Annotated in this window: 17 protein-coding genes and 1 tRNA gene; 8 read left to right on the top strand and 10 right to left on the bottom strand. The window is 59.1% G+C overall.

The annotated features are described in order from the left end of the window. The first annotated feature begins 102 nt into the window (after positions 1–102). Complete coding sequence (locus EAV90_RS15930; RefSeq protein WP_129143946.1) at positions 103–672, top strand: hypothetical protein; 570 nt, start codon at positions 103–105, stop codon at positions 670–672. 122 nt (positions 673–794) lie between these two features. Beyond that, positions 795–1,124 carry a DUF3768 domain-containing protein gene (locus tag EAV90_RS15935; protein ID WP_129143947.1) on the top strand — a complete coding sequence of 110 codons (330 nt, stop codon included), beginning with the start codon at positions 795–797 and terminating at the stop codon, positions 1,122–1,124. Between the two features lie 28 nt (positions 1,125–1,152). Here the strand turns inward: EAV90_RS15935 and EAV90_RS15940 are convergent, their stop codons facing one another. Then, positions 1,153–1,383: a helix-turn-helix domain-containing protein gene (locus tag EAV90_RS15940; protein WP_208738506.1), complete on the bottom strand. Its 231-nt coding sequence runs from the start codon at positions 1,381–1,383 to the stop codon at positions 1,153–1,155. Between the two features lie 102 nt (positions 1,384–1,485). On the opposite strand from EAV90_RS15940, the gene EAV90_RS15945 reads away from it, so the two are divergent. From EAV90_RS15945 to EAV90_RS15955, 3 genes are all read left to right on the top strand, one after another. Next, the gene (locus EAV90_RS15945) at positions 1,486–2,118 is read left to right on the top strand and encodes a DUF4339 domain-containing protein (RefSeq protein ID WP_164936961.1); all 633 of its coding nucleotides are present in this window, start codon (positions 1,486–1,488) and stop codon (positions 2,116–2,118) included. A 131-nt stretch (positions 2,119–2,249) separates the two neighbouring features. Next, positions 2,250–3,149 (top strand): dienelactone hydrolase family protein, encoded by a 900-nt coding sequence (locus EAV90_RS15950; protein ID WP_164936962.1) that lies wholly within the window; start codon positions 2,250–2,252, stop codon positions 3,147–3,149. Positions 3,150–3,171: 22 nt separating this feature from the next. Further along, complete coding sequence (locus EAV90_RS15955) at positions 3,172–3,513, top strand: hypothetical protein (protein ID WP_129143950.1); 342 nt, start codon at positions 3,172–3,174, stop codon at positions 3,511–3,513. A gap of 403 nt (positions 3,514–3,916) precedes the next feature. Here the strand turns inward: EAV90_RS15955 and EAV90_RS15960 are convergent, their stop codons facing one another. Continuing rightward, positions 3,917–4,417 (bottom strand): hypothetical protein, encoded by a 501-nt coding sequence (locus EAV90_RS15960; protein ID WP_129143951.1) that lies wholly within the window; start codon positions 4,415–4,417, stop codon positions 3,917–3,919. Positions 4,418–4,751: 334 nt separating this feature from the next. Further along, positions 4,752–5,054 (bottom strand): hypothetical protein, encoded by a 303-nt coding sequence (locus EAV90_RS15965; RefSeq protein WP_129143952.1) that lies wholly within the window; start codon positions 5,052–5,054, stop codon positions 4,752–4,754. Positions 5,055–5,213: 159 nt separating this feature from the next. On the opposite strand from EAV90_RS15965, the gene EAV90_RS15970 reads away from it, so the two are divergent. After that, the gene (locus EAV90_RS15970; RefSeq protein ID WP_129143953.1) at positions 5,214–6,011 is read left to right on the top strand and encodes a hypothetical protein; all 798 of its coding nucleotides are present in this window, start codon (positions 5,214–5,216) and stop codon (positions 6,009–6,011) included. A 550-nt stretch (positions 6,012–6,561) separates the two neighbouring features. Here the strand turns inward: EAV90_RS15970 and EAV90_RS15975 are convergent. Together EAV90_RS15975 and EAV90_RS15980 are read right to left on the bottom strand one after the other, a co-directional pair. Continuing rightward, entirely contained in the window at positions 6,562–8,238 is a 1,677-nt protein-coding gene (locus EAV90_RS15975; protein WP_129143954.1) for a DUF927 domain-containing protein, read from the bottom strand. A gap of 449 nt (positions 8,239–8,687) precedes the next feature. Further along, the gene (locus EAV90_RS15980; protein WP_129143955.1) at positions 8,688–9,524 is read right to left on the bottom strand and encodes a hypothetical protein; all 837 of its coding nucleotides are present in this window, start codon (positions 9,522–9,524) and stop codon (positions 8,688–8,690) included. Positions 9,525–10,555: 1,031 nt separating this feature from the next. On the opposite strand from EAV90_RS15980, the gene EAV90_RS15990 reads away from it, so the two are divergent. Next, positions 10,556–11,578, top strand: a complete 1,023-nt coding sequence (locus EAV90_RS15990) for a tyrosine-type recombinase/integrase (RefSeq protein WP_245509537.1) — start codon at positions 10,556–10,558, stop codon at positions 11,576–11,578. Between the two features lie 61 nt (positions 11,579–11,639). On the opposite strand, the gene EAV90_RS15995 is transcribed toward EAV90_RS15990, so the two are convergent. The 5 genes from EAV90_RS15995 to EAV90_RS16015 all read right to left on the bottom strand — a co-directional run bounded on the left by EAV90_RS15995 (position 11,640) and on the right by EAV90_RS16015 (position 16,258). Continuing rightward, positions 11,640–11,715 (bottom strand) — tRNA-Lys (locus tag EAV90_RS15995). A 180-nt stretch (positions 11,716–11,895) separates the two neighbouring features. Beyond that, positions 11,896–12,504 (bottom strand): Spy/CpxP family protein refolding chaperone, encoded by a 609-nt coding sequence (locus tag EAV90_RS16000; protein WP_208738507.1) that lies wholly within the window; start codon positions 12,502–12,504, stop codon positions 11,896–11,898. A 196-nt stretch (positions 12,505–12,700) separates the two neighbouring features. Then, positions 12,701–13,705: a TRAP transporter substrate-binding protein gene (locus EAV90_RS16005; protein WP_129143957.1), complete on the bottom strand. Its 1,005-nt coding sequence runs from the start codon at positions 13,703–13,705 to the stop codon at positions 12,701–12,703. Between the two features lie 224 nt (positions 13,706–13,929). Further along, positions 13,930–15,492, bottom strand: coding sequence for a 2-isopropylmalate synthase (locus EAV90_RS16010; RefSeq protein ID WP_122402084.1), 1,563 nt, complete (start codon positions 15,490–15,492; stop codon positions 13,930–13,932). Positions 15,493–15,988: 496 nt separating this feature from the next. Next, positions 15,989–16,258, bottom strand: coding sequence for a hypothetical protein (locus EAV90_RS16015; RefSeq protein WP_129143958.1), 270 nt, complete (start codon positions 16,256–16,258; stop codon positions 15,989–15,991). Between the two features lie 202 nt (positions 16,259–16,460). Here EAV90_RS16015 and EAV90_RS16020 point away from each other — a divergent pair, with 202 nt between their 5' ends. Beyond that, a complete protein-coding gene (locus EAV90_RS16020) occupies positions 16,461–19,139 on the top strand; it encodes an nSTAND1 domain-containing NTPase (protein WP_129143959.1) in 2,679 nt (892 codons plus the stop codon). The last annotated feature ends 127 nt before the right edge of the window (positions 19,140–19,266 follow it).

The raw sequence follows: 19,266 nt of genomic DNA on the forward strand, positions 1-19,266 counted from the left end.
TCGGCGGGCGCCTGGCCCGCCACCATGGCCAAGCCATGACATCGCTAGAACCGCAGACCACGGGGCCCTATTGGGCCCCGTCTGCTTTTGAGGAGGAGAAACATGGGAAAGCAGCCAGAGAAGAAGACGGCCAACGCAACGGACAAGCTGTTTGTCTTCGGCCTTGATGAAGACGGAAAGCCGAGGGGCGCAAGGTTTGCGGAGTTCAACGAGAAAGTCGTCAGCGCCGCGGCGCAGATGAAGCTAGCGACCGTGCACCCGGCCTCGCCAGCAGTCACCGAAATTGGCATGAAGCTGCCCGTAGGGAGACTATACGCCAGCGGAAAAGCGTTCGTGCCACCGATCCGGCGGGACCTCCTGGGCAAGCTCAAAGCCGCGCTCGATGTGCCTGGCGACGGAAGTCAGGTTCAACAGCCCGCCCCAGCGCCGTCCCCCGAAAAGGCAAAGGCAGGCGACGTTGTCGCTGCTGGACTACCGCGAACGTGGGAGAGCATCGCTGTCGGCCAACTAGTGCTAGTCGAAGACGATGATCCGGGATTTGGCTGGTGGCCTTGCGTCGTGACCGAGCGGAACAAGGACGTTTTAACGCTTCGCCTTCGCGACTACCCGGACAAGGGCACCTACGTCCGGCACGTCGCCCAGGTGGGGCTTATAAACCCCGGTCCAGAATAACCTGCTCGCCTGGACGAGAGCCGAGCCCGGACCACGGCCCGGGCTTCGACCACCTGCTCCTGCCTGACGCTCAGTAGACGCGAGCCAGCTCCACCAACCAACAGACATTATGGAGAACAACCATGTCCCTTCACACGGACCGGATACGCATGCTCAACGACGAACTTCGCAACCACCTTCTCGGCGGGGGCGCCGTCATCACGGCCGGCATCGCCGAACTGGGATCAGACGCAGTCGAGCGCTTGGTCCGCACAATCGCGGTATACGACGACTTCTGTCACGCCAATGATCCACACGAGGAACACGACGCGGGCGTCTTTCAATTCGAAGGGATAAACGTAATGTTCAAAATCGACTACTACGACAAATCCCTCAACTTCCATTCGCCCAACCCTGCAGACCCTTCGGTCACCGAGCGCATCATCACCATTATGAGGGCGGACGAATACTAACCTCCTCGGTAGCGGCCCAAAACTACCTTCACTGCTCGTTCAAAAGCTTGACGAGCGGCACCGACAGAGCCTCAGCAATTCGAGCCATTGCCAAAAGGCTGGGGTTACGCCGCCCTCGCTCGATTCCGCCGATGTAGGTCAAATCCAAGTCGGCTTCGAACGCCAATTTCTCTTGGGTCATTCGGCGCTGCTGACGAATACGCCGGACATTCTTGCCAACAATGACGCGCCAATCCTGCATTGCTGGATGGAGCATCATCGGGCATATAGTCTCTAGGGACTATATTCCATATTGAGCGGGAATCTTGGGATCGAAGCGAGGGCAACTTCCAACACCTTCACTGGAAAGAGGAACACCAAAGTGACTGAAGAACTCTCTGCACCACCGCCGCTGCCGGATCTTGGAGCGGCCAGCAAGCCAGGGCCAAACGAGTGGCACTACGTCGTAAACGGCGCTCGGCGAGGCCCGACGACCGCGACGACCATCAAGGACCTTCTGAACAAGAAAGAGATCGAGACCGACACTCAGGTTTGGCGAAAGGGTATGCCTGAATGGAAACCCCTCCGAGAGAGCGACCTCGGTGAGCTTGTAGCTGCCGAGCCACCCGCCATTTCGTCGAAGCACATCGGCAACGGTTACGTCTGGACGCTGGCCCTCTTACCAATCGTCCTGGGGGTGATCGAAGCTATGGTGAGCGCCAGCAACCAGGACGCTGCAGCCCGCGCCGTAGCTTTCGGTATTCCGTACCATGCCAGCCGGGGGCTGCCGTTCCAGGTGCCTGTTGTCATTAACGGCCTGCTCGGTTGGCTGGATGATCGCAGGTTGCAGCAAGCAGGCTATGGCTCCCGGGCAACCCGCGTTATATCCGTCCTGCTTACGCCAGTTTACCTGTTCATGAGGGCGAAGCGCTTGAGGCAGCGTCCCTATTATGCGGTCGCGTGGATCGTCAGCCTGATCATCGGCTTCATAATCTTCGCGTCGGTCGAAAGCTAAATCCATTGCGAATGCCGCGCCCAAAACAGAGCCCGGCATTTTCGCACCGAGTATTCGCTCTAGCCCCAAACAATCTGCGTGCACTCCGCCGAGATATCGTCGGTTGGCCAGCAACCTATGGATCAAAGCATATGAAATCCATGTTCCCGTTGATGTTGCTTTTTCTCTTCACCGCCGCATCCGCCGAAGAAGTCAAGATCAAGTGGAAAGGCGACTACGCTCATAATTCGAACAAGCGCTGGACCAAAGAAAACCCCTATGATTCTGGCTTCTCGAAGAACTTCAAGAACGGCACTCCGGAAGAGTTCGACGAAGTGCAGAAGGACGGCGAACTGAACGCCTTCATATACTCGCAGCAGGACTCGAAAGGTCCGGTGCCCTTCGTCATTTTGTTGCATGGCTGCGACGGCCTCGGGACACCTTCCAAGGAATGGGCGGCACATGTTGCCAACGTACTTAACCCACAAGGCGTCGGCATACTGGTGCTCGACAGCTTCACAACCCGTTATGTGGATCGCAGTTGCGGGCCCGCTGACCTGCACTGGGGTCGCCGCCGCGCCGACGATGCCTATTCCGCGCTCGACTACCTCATCGAGAAGAAGCTGGCAAAGGCTAATGAAGTCTACCTCATGGGTTACAGCAATGGCGGAACAGCGACGTTGGTGTCGATGACGACTCAGGAAGCAGATCATCCACACCATTTTGCGGCAGCATTCGCCGTCGCCCCAGGTTGCAGCCCATCATTGCAGCATTCCGCAATATATACCAGTCCGATTATCGTCTTTATGGGGGACCACGACGACGCCAACAATCCCAAATGGTGCGAAGAGCTGGCGAAGACGAAGCGGTCTGTGCCGGTGCAGATGATCGAGTATCGAGGTGCCAATCACGGCTTTCCGGTGAATGCACCAGCACACGATTTCATGGGCTGGCATCTCAGCTACAGCCCAACCGCGGAGAAGGATATGATGCAGACGATTATCTCCGCGGTCAAAACAAAGAAGTTCGTCAAGGGCATCGAGCTCCGATGACTGCTCGTACAAGGACCTTCTTGTGGGCCAGAAATCGGAACCGCCAGGATTCGACCAGGTCTATGTCCTCGGTCTCGACCACCAAGGCCATCCGCGGGGCGCTCGATTCAGTGTCCTAAAGGGCAGCATCGTCTCCGCGGCAATGGACATGAATTGCCGCATCCTGATTCGACAGCCCGCCGATGTGACCGCACTGGCCCGAAAACTGCCGATGGGATACGTCGTCGGCACCGGGAAAATGGTCAGGTTGTTGATCCCGAGAATTGGATCCAGTCTTTACAGACGGATTTTGGAAGCTTCGCGTGTTGCCATCATTCACGAAGAAACCAGAATCGCCGCTGCTATCTCGATGACCGTGCATTGAGTTTTTTCGACTAGCAGATCACAAAAAAACATGAGTCGGGAACGTCCCAACAGCTACGACTGGTTGCTAATCTTGAGATAAGTATTAGTAGAGGAGTCCTCGCGGCGCTTTCGGCGTTCTGCCTGAAGCAGACCACAAGCCGAAGAGCTGCTGGATACGCGCCCAGGAATACATTTACTCCCAAGTCGTCCCGGCGACCAGGCTCCGGCAATTCGCGCGACGCCACGATGGGCTCGCCGGATGTGCAGGTTAAAAGAATGCGGCGATGGTCGCGCCGAGAGCGCCGGAGGGCGATTGGGGCGACATGCATCCCTGAAGAAGTAAAAACCGGTGCGGAGTCCGAACGCTCCGCACCGGTCATCAACGCCGAATCTATAGCGGCGTTGTCGCTTGAGATGGAACACTACACCCAATACTTGTCCACAAAGTCGGTCTTATTCCCAGCCTCATCGACCACATCGATGCGCTTTTCTGATCTATCGAACTGATAGAAGCCATCTTCTTCCCCGCGGAACTCAAGCAGGCCCAGAGAATGCATCCCGAAAAGACGAAGGACATAGTCGGTCACCTCGCTGATCGGGTCATCGTTGATATCGAGAAGTTTGGAAAATTCTTCGAGAAGCGTCCAGATTGCTACTGGCGCTTCGATCCTCTCGATCCCGTCCAGTATGCCATGATTCTTCACACCAACGCTCTTTTCGAGATGAAGCGAGGGTCGCCAGCGGCGCACTTTTCTCCCTCCGTACTTTTCGCCTCTTGTGATGTCGTGACCTGCAAGGCACCTCGTGATGAAGTGCATCCTTTGAGGTTTCGGTAAGGTCGCGAACTCGCGATCGTGCATTAGTAGACTGAGATCGAGAGTTCGGGCGATCTCAGCGATGACAGCGTCGAGCTTAACGTCCATTGAATTTCTCCTTGTTGGCCGCAACATCGCGGCTCAGCAAGGAGTCTTTACAAGTTCGCCCGACTACCCCAGCAGCGCTGGAGCTTACACGGTCTTATCAGGACCAGAAGCAATCTCCGAGCGGATCGGCCGCAGAGTTCGCAATTTGCGGGGTTGCGCCCTCGACCGGTTTGTCGTCAGAGCGCTGTACCTCAGCGAGAACAGCGGCCATCGCGGGACCGAGGACACAACAGGAAGCCCGAACTACAAGACGATTTCGAAGCGATCCATTCGCGGAGCGGAGTGGACAGGTCGCCAATCGGCGACCTGTCACATCTGATTATGCTCGTTCTGGTTAGCGGTTCCCGGGAATCGGCCAATGCTTCGTCGAATACAGGTATTCCTTTGCGAGCCTTCGCATCGGCTTGGTTGAAATGTAGTGGTGTTCTTGAGATCCAAGTGTGTCGTTAGTGAACATCTTGTGATCCGCAAGGCCGATGTTACACAGCGCCTCACAGACCGCCATCTGTTCATTTGGATCCTCGATGAGCGTCCCATCGAGAAGCGCTTCCAAGTGCCGATCGAACTTGATCGAGCAGTTGATTGAACTGGCACTCAACACGGGGACGAATACACGGGCGTCATTAGCTTCACTCATAAGATTTCTCCGGTGGTTGTTTCACTTGGGGTCGCGTTGATACGACGACGGCAGTTAGGATTGAAAATCTAGCTGATGACAATCACACGCGTCCGGTGTGATTTCACGTTCTATCGCTTGGACCTATGAGATGTTCCGGAAAGCGAACGGAAAGGTCCTATGAGCACCACTCGGAAGGTCATCAGCTATTGGAGACGACGCAAGCCCCCGAGGGCATTTGATATCGCGCTGCTGCGGCCTTCCACGCTATCGAGGGGGAATAGATTCGAATCGCGCAAAGATGCTTTGAACGAAAGCATCCGCAGCGAAACGGTGTTAAAAGATGCCGGAGCCCCGCGGCACCTCTGGGAGTACCTGGCCGAATGCCGAGCTGGTTATTACATTTGCGAGCAGACTTTCTGCCCAAGCTGCGCGCGCCAGTTCCGCCGCTGGTTCATTGGCGAGGTTCTGCGCATTGCCAACACGAACACAGCGCCTGCCTACATTGTAACAGTGCTCCTGGCTCGCGAGGCCGACATTAACGAGCTAGACCCCGAGACATTCCGGCACACGCTGCGCAAGCGGCTCGACCGCGCCGGCTTAGGCGATGCCATTGTGGTCGGCGGCTTCGAGATGGTCTGGCGCGCGAGAGATAAGGCGTGGGTCTTGCATGCAAACCTACTCGTACTTGGGGCGGGACGGCCCGCGGTCGTCCAATTCGAAGACAGCTTCAACTCAAGTGATTTGACGCGGCCGACGCAAACGGTCGAGCTAAAGGACTTGCCTGAACAAGTGTCGTATCTGCTCAAGTTCACGACCTATCACCGGCCGCATCGACAGGTCGGCAAGAAGCGATCGATGGCAAAACCGTTGAACGCCAAGCAGCACGTCGCCCTGGTCAACTGGATGTGGCGTCATCATTTCTCTGAACTGCTCTTTCTGTATCGGGTGAGACGCCAGGGCGACCGCCTCTGCTGATGCTACGCGCAACGTTCCGATCTGAAATCGTTCACCACTCCTAGCACCGAGACAAACGCCTCTCCGGGCGTTTACGTGACACCGAGCTGCGCCGACAGGGCCGAGTCGAGGATATCGTTTACCGCAACTAGCAGCTTCGATCGGGGCATCTTCCCCCCGGCAGGGAAGCACATCAGAAGATCGGCGTGCCCCCCAGCAGCCTACAAGAGCCCGGCCTGGATCGGCGGACGGCAAGAAGGCGATGCCGCCCGCCGTTAACATCTCCTGGGAAACAAAGGTCGCCGCTCGCCATCGTCATCGGCCGGGGGCCGGGTGACCTGCCCTTATTCGTGACCACACCTTGATGCAGGGCTCACGTGTCAAGTGCTGGACCGTCCGCCGCAAGCCTTCGCCAGCGACAGTCCGAGCCGGTTGGCGCTGCGAATAAGGCCCCCGGCTCGGGATTGACTGGCATTGGGATCATACTGAAGGAATGCCATTTAGAAAGCCTTCTGAGCCTCGAAGGCGTCCTTTTTCGGAATGCCGGGAAACCATTGGGATCCGCGCGCGCTTACTCTGCCCGCTGCAAGACAGCGGGACTAAAGGCATAGACCCACGCGAAATTCTCGTTGCCCTTGCCGCCGGAATAAATCTTGCGCTGGACTACGAATCCGCCCTGCTTGGACCGGCGCAAATTGCCCTCGTTCTGGAGACGCCGCTTGAGGGAACTGGCATTGGGGCCGTCACCAACGACCTCGCTGACCTTGCGAGCGGTTAGATACAGCCATCCTTCCTCCTCGTCCGTGCCAACGTAGCCGCCGGCGCTCGTCGCAGCATCCGATCCCTTCGTCGGGCGACAACCAGCGAGATCAACAAACGGATGACGATCAGAGAGGTAAGCAACGAGTTTGCGCCGAAGTTCACCTTCGCTTGGCTCGCCGAGGGCCCGCCGATCTGCTTGAAGTCGAAGCCCGCTGAGATGACAGTCCAGAATTGCGCCAAGGAGAGCCTCTTTTTCCCAGAGCAGGATCCGATACTTGATCGCCAATCTGCCGGCCGCGTAAACGGTGGCGAAGCGGCTCGCCGTTCGTGTCAGAGATCGGAGCGTTGTTCCCCGGAGTTCTCGTTTCAAAGCCTTTCGGTACCGCGCCCGGTAGCGCGCGAGCGTCTTTTTGAGCTTCGGCAAATCGCTGTTGCGGTCCGCGACCACCCTGCGTACGAACGCGAGCCCCGCGGTGCCGAAATACAAGCGACACCTACGCTTGAGTGCGTCAGACAGTCGCTCGCCGTTGGCGAAATCATGGACAGTCTCATAGATGCCATGAGGGCTGTCGGGAGGGCATGGAATGTCGAACATGCGCCCCAAATGCTGGTCATCGATCGCAACGTTGCCGGCTTCCGCAAGTTCAGAGAATGTCATGTTCGACGTGCTGAGAAAGTAGGTTTGCCACGCACGGGACGATTTCGCGTTCGTCAACCGCTCGCGCTCGATACCTTCAGCCAAAGAAAAGGCGAGATCGGTGATTACCTGGGCGCGATGCGCGGCAGTGCGGCCAGCCCGTTGCGTCTCATCCAGAATCAGCAACGTATTGTTGTGGGCCATTGCGGTCAGTTCGGCCTTGCCCTCGGTGGTGTGCCAACTTTCTGCGAACCCCTTCTCCTGCCGCTCAGTGCCGACGTGGCAACCCCAGACAGACCCGGCGACAGTGGCCGCAGTTGTCTTGCCCGTCTCAGCAGCCCCGGAAATTTGAAAGCCTCCAGTCCGCGGCCCTTTCACGAAGGGTAAGATAGGACCCGTGAAGGCCAGTGCGCCACCAAACATCAAACGCGAATTACCGGTAACGGGCTTGGCGACCTGTTGCTGCCACTCGTCGAGCGTGCCCTTCGTCCTATACTTGGCGACCATCGCTTGATCGAGACCGTCGAGCACAGACACAGTTGGAAGCTTTGCAGGTCCGATCACTTGCTCCGGAAGGACGAACTGCTTACGAAAATGCCCGATCTTTGTGGTCACCTGGAAGCTCGCTCCGGCACCCTGGAATAACTGGAGCGCGTCGATAATCGCCTTCTTGCTTTCGGTGGAGATGCAGTTGACCCCAGCGTTCGTCAGGGCGGTGAAAATTTGACCAGGTTCCGAGACCACCGTTTTCGCTGAGACCGTAATCGCCGATTCCGGGAGAGCGATCCTAAAGTATCGCAGCCCCGTTTCGTCACGTCCTTCCCCGTCAACGTAGTATTGCTCGTCCATGTATATCTCCTGCAGATGTGAGCGTTCACATTTCACAGGCCGTTCGCCAGCACCGACGAGAAACCTGTCAGCGAGAATTGCGGGCTTATGAGCCGATCCACCTCGCAACTCCGGACTTTGACGACCCGAGCACCGATCAAGATGCCCTTTCGGCAGAACACTGCACGGCGTTGCCGCCTGGCTCCTTTTGGGAATGCCTGTGAAGCTGTGAACCTGTGACACAGCCTACGCGGAGGGCGGCGGCCCTCAAACCACACAGGGCTCATGTGATTTGCTGTCGAGCTTGCTTGAAGTTCAAGGTGCCTTACCGTGGCCTCCACGCGCGGAGCACACTCTTCCGCAAGAGATCGCGCCGGCCAGGAATGAGCCGTTGGCCCCCGGCCGGCAACATCTGTGCAATGGCAATCCGGCGCCCAAAAGTTCTCGATTATCAGAGCGCCTATGAGAAATCATACCTGGAAGGATCGACCATAATCTGGATCCATTCGGTCGATGCTGGCCGAAATCAATTTTTCTTCGTCGCTGAAGCGACGGAGCGGAGGTGCAATGCGAGAGACGCCAACGAAATCGCTTTCGCGCTGGTCACGAGCGAAACCTTTGAGGACATCCATCACGAAGCTGGCGTGGCCTAAAAATCGTTCGATTCGTCGGGAGCTTTTGACAAACGACGAAGCCCAGTCGATGATGCTATCGACCCGCTCGATTTTGGATGGTCGAAACGACTTCTCCAGATGCAGAGCGTAAAGATATGGAGCAACTAGCTTGTAGTCTTCCCAGATGCGCGCAATTTTTGAAACGCTGTATTCTTCGAACCATTTCCAAACAAACCCTTTCGCGTCCTCGACGGTCGATGGAATCCCATCTTCGGGATAAGCGTTGCTACGCAAGAGATACTCGACTATCGATACGGCGTAATCGACGTCTTTCTGGTTCGCCTTCACGCGCGCGACGAGATCGTCGCTTGGCGGCGAGTCCGCGATGGTTGTGAGCCCACCGAGACTCCAAATGCGATCCGACAGTCTTTGGTAGAGTGCGCCTTCTGGATCGTGGCGCCAGGCGCGACCTTGAAGGTGCGCGAGCGCAGTAATGCGAACGTGCCTAGCGGATTTGGTTCGTATGACCCGTTTCGCACCATGCCTAGTGGGCTTTCGCCTTGGCCGATCCGCCTGGTCGAGATACGCGTGCCCCAGTAGGGACGTAAAAGACACAACCTTAGTGGCGACGGCATAGGAGCGGTTCGAAATATTGCCAAGCTGTCGAACGGCTTTGTAAGGACGGACGTGCATTTATAACCTCTTTTGTTGGAGAACTTAGAGGCCCAAGTATGATCGCGGCGGCACGCATTGTCTGGATCGTCTAATCTGCACTGTACTTTGATCTGTTGTTGACAAAATTCATCTATTACTTGAAGCATTACTTAGATACTGTAATTTACTACGGTGGTTTTGGCCCCAGTCCCCCGCTTGCGTCAGCTGAATCAAACTTTTAGCGCCGGGGCTCATGGGCTTACTCCGACTACTCAAGCGCAGTGAGTGGGATTCAACGAGGGGTAACGCCGAGCAGCAGCATGACCGCCATCGCGGCGTTATCAGGACGGACAAATTCAATCGCACCTTGCGCAATCCCTTGCAGCGCAAGCTCGTGATGGACGAACTGGCGCGACGAGGCTGGATTGCCCGCTGGAGATCACCGGAGAATCAGGGGGAAAGTTTGGCCCAACAGCACTCACAGCGTTGGCCTGACCGGGCGAGCAGCCCATGAGCGTCGATATGGGCAAATCGTCGAGCAAGTTGCTTGCCGATGTCGCCTTTGACTTCGCTACGGTTATGAGATAATTTTAAATCTACACACGGTTATCCGGTGTCAAGCTAGTCCTCTCCCACTCAGTCTTAAGACGAGTCACGTGAAACAATCGCCGTTGGTACCGGCGACTGGCACGTCAAAATGGAGTCGAAATCTGCTGGTCGCGCGCACAACGCGCGGCTTACGGACGAACATTCGTCCGCTTCTGATCGTCGCCTATCTCGTGGAAGTACTAGTGCGACTATCTGCTTCTCAAACTCAGCCACAACCCAGGACGTCGACTCGACGCCCTGCCGACAGCTCACGCCGCGGTTGTTGAGCAGGCAGCAAGCAGCTGCCTACTGCAACCTATCGCCGAGCGCTTTTTCCGCTTGGGTGCGGTCTGGCAAGCTGCCCTCGCCCCTCGCCGGCACAACGCGGTGGGATCTGAAAGCCATCGACCTCGCATTGGACAACATGAGCGGCCTCCAGCCGCAACAGGAAACGTCTGCCTTGGATGAATGGAGAGCTAAACGTGCGCGTCGTTCTGAAAGGACTTCATAAGGTCAACGCCCGCCTCGCTACGGGCGAAGTCAAGACCTACTACTATGCGTGGCGTGGCGGACCGCAAATCAAGGCCAAGGCCGGCACGCCGGAATTTGTTCGCGAATATCACGAAGCGTACGCGAGCGTCCGGCAGCCCCGCACCGGCACGTGCATGACGATCATCGCGCAATACAAAGCTGCACCAGAGTTTACGGCGCTCGCTCGATCGACAAAGCGCGCATACCTCGCCTACATCAAGCTGGTCGAGGACGAATTCGGTGACCTGCCAATCGCCGCACTCACCGACCGTAGAGTTCGCGGCGAGTTCAAAAGCTGGCGAGACAAGTTCGCTAACACGCCACGAAAGGCCGACTACGCCTGGACGACATTGGCGCGGCTTATGTCGTTCGCAAAGGACCGCGGCATCATTGCTACCAACCCATGCGAGCGAGGCGGCCGCCTCTATGCAGCCGACCGCAAAGATAAGATTTGGTCGGAGCAGGACATCGCTGCGGTCCTGTCGGTCGCCTCGGCGGAGATCCAACTCGCCTTGATACTGGCCCTGTGGAGCGGCCAACGGCAGGGCGACCTGTTGCGCCTGCCTTGGTCTGCGTACGAGAGTCCGTACATTCGGCTGCGTCAATCGAAAGGCGGCCGGCGCGTCGCCATGCCGGCCGGCACCCCGTTGCGAGCCCTGCTTGACGCTACCGACCGTCGGGGGCCGCTCATCCTAACGAACACGCTCGGCCGGCCTTGGACGTCCGACGGCTTTCGCACCTCGTGGTCAAAGGCCTGCGAGCGCGCCGGCATCAGCGGTCTCACCTTTCATGACCTGCGCGGCACGGCCGTGGTTCGGTTGGCGATTGCTGGCGCCAGCGTGCCGCAGATCGCCGCGGTCACCGGCCACTCATTGAAGGACGTCGAAGCCATTCTCGACGCGCATTACTTGGGCCGCGATATTCGGCTCGCCGAAGCTGCGGTGCTGAAGCTCGAAGCGAGAACAAAACTGTAAAATGACCTGTAAAATGAGGCCACCTCACCTGTCACGCCTGCTGCTAAGTGTTTGATTTGTATGGTGGGCGCACCAGGGCTCGAACCTGGGACCCGCTGATTAAGAGTCAGCTGCTCTACCAACTGAGCTATGCGCCCGAAAGGCGGTCAATGCCTTGCGAGGCCGGTCGTTTAGCAAAGCGATCCGGGGATGGCAAGCGATCGGGCGCAAGTTTTCCAAGGGGTTCAACAAGGCTTCGTCCGCAGCTTCGGAAATGCGAAAAGCCGCTGGATTCCAGCGGCTTCGCCAGGGGTAACGGACACAGAAACCGGCCCCGCTCAGAGCCGGCCCTCGCGGTCCCGCCCCTCGCCGCCGTCGCGGTCGAACCGGTCACGATGGAAGTGCTCCATGCCCCTTTCCATCATCCGGTCCATGCCCCGTTCCATGAAGTGCCGGGGCGGGCCATCCTCCCCGCCGCCGAATGGGCCTCGGTGACGGGTCAGCACGGCGAGGCGCCGTTTCTGGCCCTCGTCCAGGGTCTTGTAGAGCGGATCGGCGGCATCGGCGATCTTCTTCAGGGCGGCGGAACTGGCGCCCATGTCCTCGGCGCGCTGGCGCAGACGGGCAATCGGATCGTCCGGCCTGTCGGTATCCCTCGACGTGTCACCTGGGCCGGCATTCATCCGCGCATTGGCGCGATCGATCCGCAGTTTGGCGAAGTCGCGCACCGCGGCCTCGACCGGCGGCCACAGCTTCTCCTGGTCGGCGTTGAGCCTCAAGCCGGCATGGACGGCGGCAATCCGCGCATCGACGAAGGCGGCGCGGTCCTCGGGGTTCATGCGCATGTGGCGGACGTGCTCCATCCACGGGCGATGATATTGGGCATAGACCGCGCCCGAGCCGGCAATGCTGAGCACGGCGATGGCGGCGATGGTGAACTTCTTCATCCGGACCTCCTCTGGAAGGATGCCCGCGAGGATGAGCGCGAGGAGGCTGACGCGCAACTTACAACTTGGACAGGGAGCGCGTTTCTAGGCAGATGCAACGGCCGTGAATGTCCGTTCAGATGCCAACTGAAATGATTTGCAACACAACGGGCTTCCGTGCGATGCGCGGAAGCCCTTCGTTGATCGTCTGTTCAGGTCAGTTCGTCGTGCTCTTGGATTCCTTCAGGAACTCGTCGATCAGCCCCTGGCCGACGCGGCCCGCGGCATCCTTATAGACCGGCTCCATCGCCTTGCGCATCGCTTCGTCCTGATCGGCGGTGAGCTTGATGATCTCGCTCTTGCCGCTCTTCTTGATCTCGGCCAGCGCGTCGTCGTTCTCCTTCTGCGACTGCGCGTTGTTGAAGTCGGTCGCTTCCTTCATCGCCTTGGACAGCTGGTCGCGGATGTCGGCCGGCAGATCGTCCCAGAACTTCTTGTTCACGATCACGACGTAGCCGATGTAGCCGTGATTGGTCTCGGTGATGTACTTCTGCACCTCGTGCATCTTCTGGGTATAGATGTTCGACCAGGTGTTCTCCTGGCCGTCGACCACGCCGGTCTGGAGCGCCTGATAGACTTCCGAGAACGCCATCACCTGCGGCAGAGAGCCGAGCGCCTTGAACTGGGCCTGCAGCACACGCGAGGACTGGATGCGGAATTTGACGCCCTGGTAGTCGGCCGGCGTGATCAGCTTCTTGTTGGCGCTCATCTGCTTGAAGCCGTTGTCCCAATAGGCGAGGCCGGTGATGCCCTTGGGTTCGAGCAGCTTGAGCAGCTTTGCTCCGAGCGGCCCTTCCGTCACCTTCCGCAGCGTCTTCAGGTCGGGCAGGATGTAGGGCAGATCGAATACCTCGAACTCGCGGATGCCGAGCGGCCCGAACTTGGAGTTGGACGGTGCCAGCATCTGCACACTGCCGAGCTGCAGCGCCTCGAGCTCTTCCTTGTCCTTGTAGAGCGTCGAGTTCGGGTAGACCTCGACCTTGACCTTGCCGCCGGTGTATTTCTCGGCGAGCTCCTTGAATTTCTCCGCGCCCTTGCCCTTCGGCGTGTCGGTGGCGACGACGTGACTGAATTTGATGATGATTGGCGATTGCGCCAGTGCCGGCCCGGTCAAACCGAGGGCCAGGACCGCGATGGACGCGGCGATCGCAAAGGTGCGCATAGTCTCTCCCCGTTGTTTTTTGGGCCGCCCGGCGCATAGGCGGCCAATCCTTGCTCCGGCTGCATCAATAGCGGCTGGGAGATGGAGCCGCTATTGGCCCTTAGCAGGGCAGCTATTCGCCACCACAATCGGCGTCATTCCGGGATGGTCCGAAGGACCAGACCCGGAATCTCGAGATTCCGGGTTCGCCTTCGAGGCGCCCCGGAATGACACGCTGACGCGCCTCAGCTCGCCGCGGCCGTCGTCACCGTATCGCGCTGGCGCTTCATGACGATCTTGTTGAGCGCGCCGAGATAGGCCTTGGCCGAGGCCACCAGCGTATCCGGATCCGCCGCGCGCGCCGTCATCGAGCGACCGTCCTGCGACAGCCGCACCGAGACTTCCGCCTGGGCGTCGGTGCCTTCGGTGACGGCGTGGACCTGGTACAGCTCGAGCTTGGCCTCGTGCGGCACCAGGCGCTTGATGCAGTTGAACACCGCGTCCACCGGACCGTTGCCCTCGGCTTCCTCGATCCTGATCTGGCCATCGACGTCGAGCTTCATGGTGGCGCGCTGCGGACCATGGGTGCCCGCGATCACCGTCAGCGAGGTCAGCTTGATGCGGTCGTGCGATGCCGCCATCTCCTCGTCCACCAGCGCCTCGATGTCCTCGTCGTAAATGTCCTTCTTGCGGTCGGCGAGCGCCTTCATCCTGTTGAACGCGTCTTCCAGCTGGTTCGGACCGAGCTTGTAGCCCATCTCCTCCAGCTTGTGCACGAAGGCATGGCGGCCGGAATGCTTGCCGAGCACCAGCGAGGACTGCTTCAGGCCGACCATCTCGGGGCGCATGATCTCGTAGGTGGAAGCGTCCTTCAGCACGCCGTCCTGATGGATGCCGCTCTCATGCGCGAAGGCATTCCGGCCCACGATGGCCTTGTTGTACTGGACCGGAAACGAGGTCGCCGCCGACACCAGCTTCGAGGCGCGGGTGAGCTGGGTGGTGTCGATCTTGTTCCAGTAGGGGAATTTGTCGTTACGGACGTTGATCGCCATCACGATCTCTTCGAGCGCAGCGTTGCCGGCGCGCTCGCCGATGCCGTTGATGGTGCACTCGACCTGGCGCGCACCGCCGACGATGCCGGCCAGCGAGTTCGCCACCGCCATGCCGAGGTCGTTATGGCAGTGCACGGAGAACACGGCCTTGTCCGAATTCGGCACGCGCTCGATCAGCGTCTTCATGAAGTGGGTGTATTCCTCCGGCACCGTGTAGCCGACGGTGTCGGGGATGTTCACCGTGGTGGCGCCGGCCTTGATCACGGCCTCGACGATGCGGCACAAAAAGTCCATCTCGCTGCGGGTGCCGTCCTCGGCGGACCATTCCACGTCGTCGATCTGGTTGCGGGCGCGCGCGACCATAGCGACCGAGGTCTCGATCACCTGCTCCGGGGTCTTGTTCAGCTTCACCCGCATATGCAACGGTGAGGTCGCGATCACGGTGTGGACGCGGCCGCGTTTTGCAAATTTCACCGCCTCGGCGCAGCGGTCGATATCGGCCGGATGCGCGCGCGACAGGCCGGCGATCACCGAATTCTTGGAGCGGCGGGCGATTTCGCTGACCGCCTGGAAGTCGCCTTCGGAGGTGATCGGAAAGCCGGCCTCGATGACGTCGACGCCCATATCGTCCAGCAATTCGGCAACTTCGAGCTTCTCCTCGAAGGTCATGGTGGCACCGGGGCACTGCTCGCCGTCGCGCAGCGTGGTGTCGAAAATGATGACGCGGTCCTTCTCGGACTTGTTCTGGGTGGCCATTCCTAAATTTCCTTTTGAGCGTTTGCGCCGTTCAGACCGGTTTGGTCCCTTGGCGCTTGAGGTGTCCGGTGATCTCGACCAACCCCTGAGCGCCCAGGCGCGTGGCGCCCAGCCGGCCCTCAGGGGCAAGTAAGAAGAAGGCCGCCAATAAGGAGGGTGGGCAGCGACGCGGCCGGGATCGTGGCGGCGGCCAGAGCCGCCTCCCCCGAAATCCCATCGATTTGGCCGCGAATCAGCATTGCCGGACCCTTTTGAGCCACAAATCCTCGGCCAAGACCGTTGACGGTTGGTTGCCAGGGGGCTCAGTGCGTTCCGTTTCTAGACGAGAAATGGCTGCAACTGCAACGCCAAAAGATGGTCAGCATACATGACCTAATGGGTCGATGATGGCCGCACGGAGGGCGTCGCCCGCATGGGAGCGAAGCGCGATGCGGGAGCATTGTCCTGGATTTTGCTTGCCGCTCCATCCAGGCTGCCAGATTTGCGAGGGAGACGCCTATCCCGTGCCGGTGCGGCGGGCGCGGGCCCTGTTTTCCCAGCGGTTCAGCATCTGACCGAGCTCGCCGGTGACCGCGGGTGCAGCCGTCCTGGCGTTCGTGATCTCGTTGGTGTTGGCCGGTGCGTTGGCTGAGAGCCAATCGGGCTCCGTGTACTCGCGCCAGCGGCGCGCCTCCGCCCGCCTTTTCCGGGAGACGTGATCCCGCGTGAAATAGCCCGCCGCAAATGCGATCGCGAGAAGGATGACCAAGACGACAACCTGCACAATGAGCTCCGGCTTTATCCCCGTTCAGCGCCCGCCAACCCCAACGCATTCGAAGGTGACGAAATTGCGACCCACGATCGCGCAGCGGTTTTGATTCCGCCCCTCGCAACCGACACCGGACCAGACTAACCTTCCGCTGCGGCCGGGCATGCGCGGGTGACCTGGAAAAGTCCTCCGCGGAACGAGGACCGTAAGGCTGGGATGAATGGGGAATATCTTCATCAGTCACTCGAGCAGCGATGTTGACCGGGCCAGGGAGGTTTTGGACTGGCTGACAGCGAATGGCTGGGACGATGTCTTTCTCGATCTTGACCCAGAACGTGGCATCGGGGCTGGCCAGCGTTGGAAAGATGCGCTTCAGAAGGCTGCGCAGAGGTGCGAGGTGGTGCTTGCGCTCATCTCCAACGAATGGCTTGCCTCGCGTTGGTGCCGGGCGGAGATCGACACCGCCCGTCTGATGGGTAAGAAGATCATCATCGCTCTGATCGGGGCCGACAAGTCGGACGTGCCGCTCGACCTCACCGACGAGCAATGGGTCGATCTCAATGCTGGTGCTCATGAATACAAGCGCCTGGCGCTAGGGTTAAAGCTTGCTGGGCTCGATCCATCGACTTTCGAGCTTCAGCCCGGACGCCGCCCTTATCCCGGGTTTGCGTATTTTGATGAGCAGGATGCGGCGATCTTCTTCGGGCGCGATGGGCAGATCGTGCGCGCGCTCGACAGAATGCGTGTCATTGCGCGGGTCGGTGTCGATCGCATGCTCGTGATTCTCGGAGCATCGGGATCAGGAAAGTCGTCGTTTCTGCGTGCTGGACTTCTGCCGCGCCTCAATCGAGACGACCGGACCTGGTTGCCGCTTCCTACGATCCGACCGGAGCGTGCCGCTATCTCGGGCGATTTCGGACTTGCACAGGCCCTCCTGAGCAAGATCAGCGAGGAACGATTTGCCGGAGAATTCCGCAAGCGCGGCCTGCCGCGCAGCCGCGCCGCTATTCAGGAATTCATCGAGACGGACGAAGCCGGTCTTCGCAAGCTTTTTGACGCATTGCGGGACATCGCGCATCAACCTGATTTGTATGGCACGAACGCGTTGCCACCGACCATCATTCTCGCCATTGATCAAGGTGAGGAGCTGTTTGGAGAGGATGGCCGCGCGGAAGCCAAGCGCTTCATCGATATCCTGACCCGAACGCTGACGTCCGATTCCGCTCATGCCTTAGCGCTGGTCGCCATGCGCTCGGACGCACTTCCCCGCCTGCAGGCGGAGGCGAAGTTCGCCGAGTTTCCGAAGGACACTTTTCCTCTGGAAGCCATGTTGGAGAGCTCATACCGCGCGGTGATCGAAGGGCCGGCAAGGCTGCTCGAGCCAAAGCCCCTCAAGCTTGATCCGAGGCTGACCGATGAATTGCTGAGGGACGTGTCCGGCCAGGATGCGCTGCCGCTTCTCGCTTTCACGCTTGCGCACCTTTACGAAAATTACAGCGCCGACAACGAACTCAATCTGGTCGATTACGAAAGGCTCGGCCACCTCAGGGGCGTCATTGCAACGGTGGTGAAGGGAGCCTTTGCCGACGGAGTCGCAAGGGGTGAACTACCGACGGACGAGAACGATCAATTGATGCTGTGGCGGGAGGCCTTCATACCTCATCTGGTGCAGGTCAACGACGCGGGGCAGTTCGTCCGACGCGTGGCCAAACGTGACGATCTTCCGCCCAGGACGTTGCCCCTCATCGATCGGTTTGCAGAACGCCGCTTGCTGATCAGGGATCGACGGACGGATGCGGGAGCCGAGGTCGAAGTGATCGAGGTCGCACACGAAGCGCTCCTGCGACAGCCGCCGCTCAGTAAATTGCTGGCAGAAGACCGGGAGTTCATGATTTGGCGGCAGCGGCTGGGTCGCATGTTCGAACTATTCACAGCCAATGAGAGGGGCCTGTTGGTCGGCCGCGAACTTCAGCGGGCTCGGGAATGGCTGCAAGCGCGTCCAGACGCAAATTTGCCGGCACCAGAGCGAGCATTCATTGCCGACAGTATCACCGAGTCCGAAAAACAATTGGCTGCGCAGGCAGAGCGAGAACGTAGAGATCAGGAAGACCAGCTCGAGAAGGCGCAGGCACGCACGCGACTGCGCCGCCAAGGCATCGCATTGGCGGTGGCAGCGCTTCTCGTGCTCGTCGTCGGCGGAGGCTGGATGTATGCCTATGTCCAACAACGCGAAGCCAATGCACAGCGAACCCTCGCGGAAAATGCCAGGGCTGACGCGGAGAGGCAAAGGGCACTTGCGGACCAACAAAGGATCATCGCGGAGCGCCTCGCGGCACAAAATGCCGTGCTGCTCGAAATGCTTCAGCTCTTCGTGACCAGCTCAATTCCGCCAGATATGGAGGCTCAGGTCGAAAGCGCAACTAAAACGCTATTGGCTGGGCGCAAGCGATATGAAGATGTCGGCAATAAGCTGAACGTGCCTTGGTATTTTATAGGCATCTTGCATGGTGTTGAGAGTAGTTTCGATTTCGGAAGACACCTGCACAACGGAGATCCACTGACTGCGAGAACGGTGCATGTGCCCGCAGGCCGCCCGCGCAGCGGCAATCCACCTTTTTCATGGGAGGAAAGTGCGACTGACTATCTTGAGCTGGGCGGATTCACGAAGTCGACCAGCTGGGGGCTGGGCGAAATGCTGTACCAGTTGGAAAAAAGCAACGGCCTCGGCTACCGCAAACATAAAATCAATTCACCATTTCTCTGGGCGTGCACGAATCACTACACCAAGGGAAAGTTCGTGGGCGATCACGTTTTCGATCCTGAAGCGGCCGTCAAGTACTGCGGCGCCGCGCCCATTCTCAAGAAATTGGTCGAACAGGGGCTGGTGAAGTTCGACTGATCTGTCCGTTCGTGATCGAAGCAAGCGTAGTATGGGCTCGCGCCACGGCTCCCGGATGGTGGACCACGCGTCCGGCGACAATTGAGAAGTATGAGGCGTGAAGTGCGGACCGGATGGCCTGCGCTGC

Origin of the sequence: Bradyrhizobium vignae (assembly GCF_004114425.1) — a bacterium.
GTDB lineage: Bacteria > Pseudomonadota > Alphaproteobacteria > Rhizobiales > Xanthobacteraceae > Bradyrhizobium > Bradyrhizobium vignae.

Bases quoted from the DNA above. Each gene is read 5' to 3' on its own strand.
- EAV90_RS15980 (WP_129143955.1), bottom strand. From the start codon at position 9,524: ATGCACGTCCGTCCTTACAAAGCCGTTCGACAGCTTGGCAATATTTCG.
- EAV90_RS15975 (WP_129143954.1), bottom strand. From the start codon at position 8,238: ATGGACGAGCAATACTACGTTGACGGGGAAGGACGTGACGAAACGGGG.
- EAV90_RS15965 (WP_129143952.1), bottom strand. From the start codon at position 5,054: ATGAGTGAAGCTAATGACGCCCGTGTATTCGTCCCCGTGTTGAGTGCC.
- EAV90_RS15960 (WP_129143951.1), bottom strand. From the start codon at position 4,417: ATGGACGTTAAGCTCGACGCTGTCATCGCTGAGATCGCCCGAACTCTC.
- EAV90_RS16000 (WP_208738507.1), bottom strand. From the start codon at position 12,504: ATGAAGAAGTTCACCATCGCCGCCATCGCCGTGCTCAGCATTGCCGGC.
- EAV90_RS16020 (WP_129143959.1), top strand. From the start codon at position 16,461: ATGGGGAATATCTTCATCAGTCACTCGAGCAGCGATGTTGACCGGGCC.
- EAV90_RS15940 (WP_208738506.1), bottom strand. From the start codon at position 1,383: ATGATGCTCCATCCAGCAATGCAGGATTGGCGCGTCATTGTTGGCAAG.
- EAV90_RS16010 (WP_122402084.1), bottom strand. From the start codon at position 15,492: ATGGCCACCCAGAACAAGTCCGAGAAGGACCGCGTCATCATTTTCGAC.
- EAV90_RS15935 (WP_129143947.1), top strand. From the start codon at position 795: ATGTCCCTTCACACGGACCGGATACGCATGCTCAACGACGAACTTCGC.
- EAV90_RS16005 (WP_129143957.1), bottom strand. From the start codon at position 13,705: ATGCGCACCTTTGCGATCGCCGCGTCCATCGCGGTCCTGGCCCTCGGT.
- EAV90_RS15970 (WP_129143953.1), top strand. From the start codon at position 5,214: ATGAGCACCACTCGGAAGGTCATCAGCTATTGGAGACGACGCAAGCCC.
- EAV90_RS15930 (WP_129143946.1), top strand. From the start codon at position 103: ATGGGAAAGCAGCCAGAGAAGAAGACGGCCAACGCAACGGACAAGCTG.
- EAV90_RS15950 (WP_164936962.1), top strand. From the start codon at position 2,250: ATGAAATCCATGTTCCCGTTGATGTTGCTTTTTCTCTTCACCGCCGCA.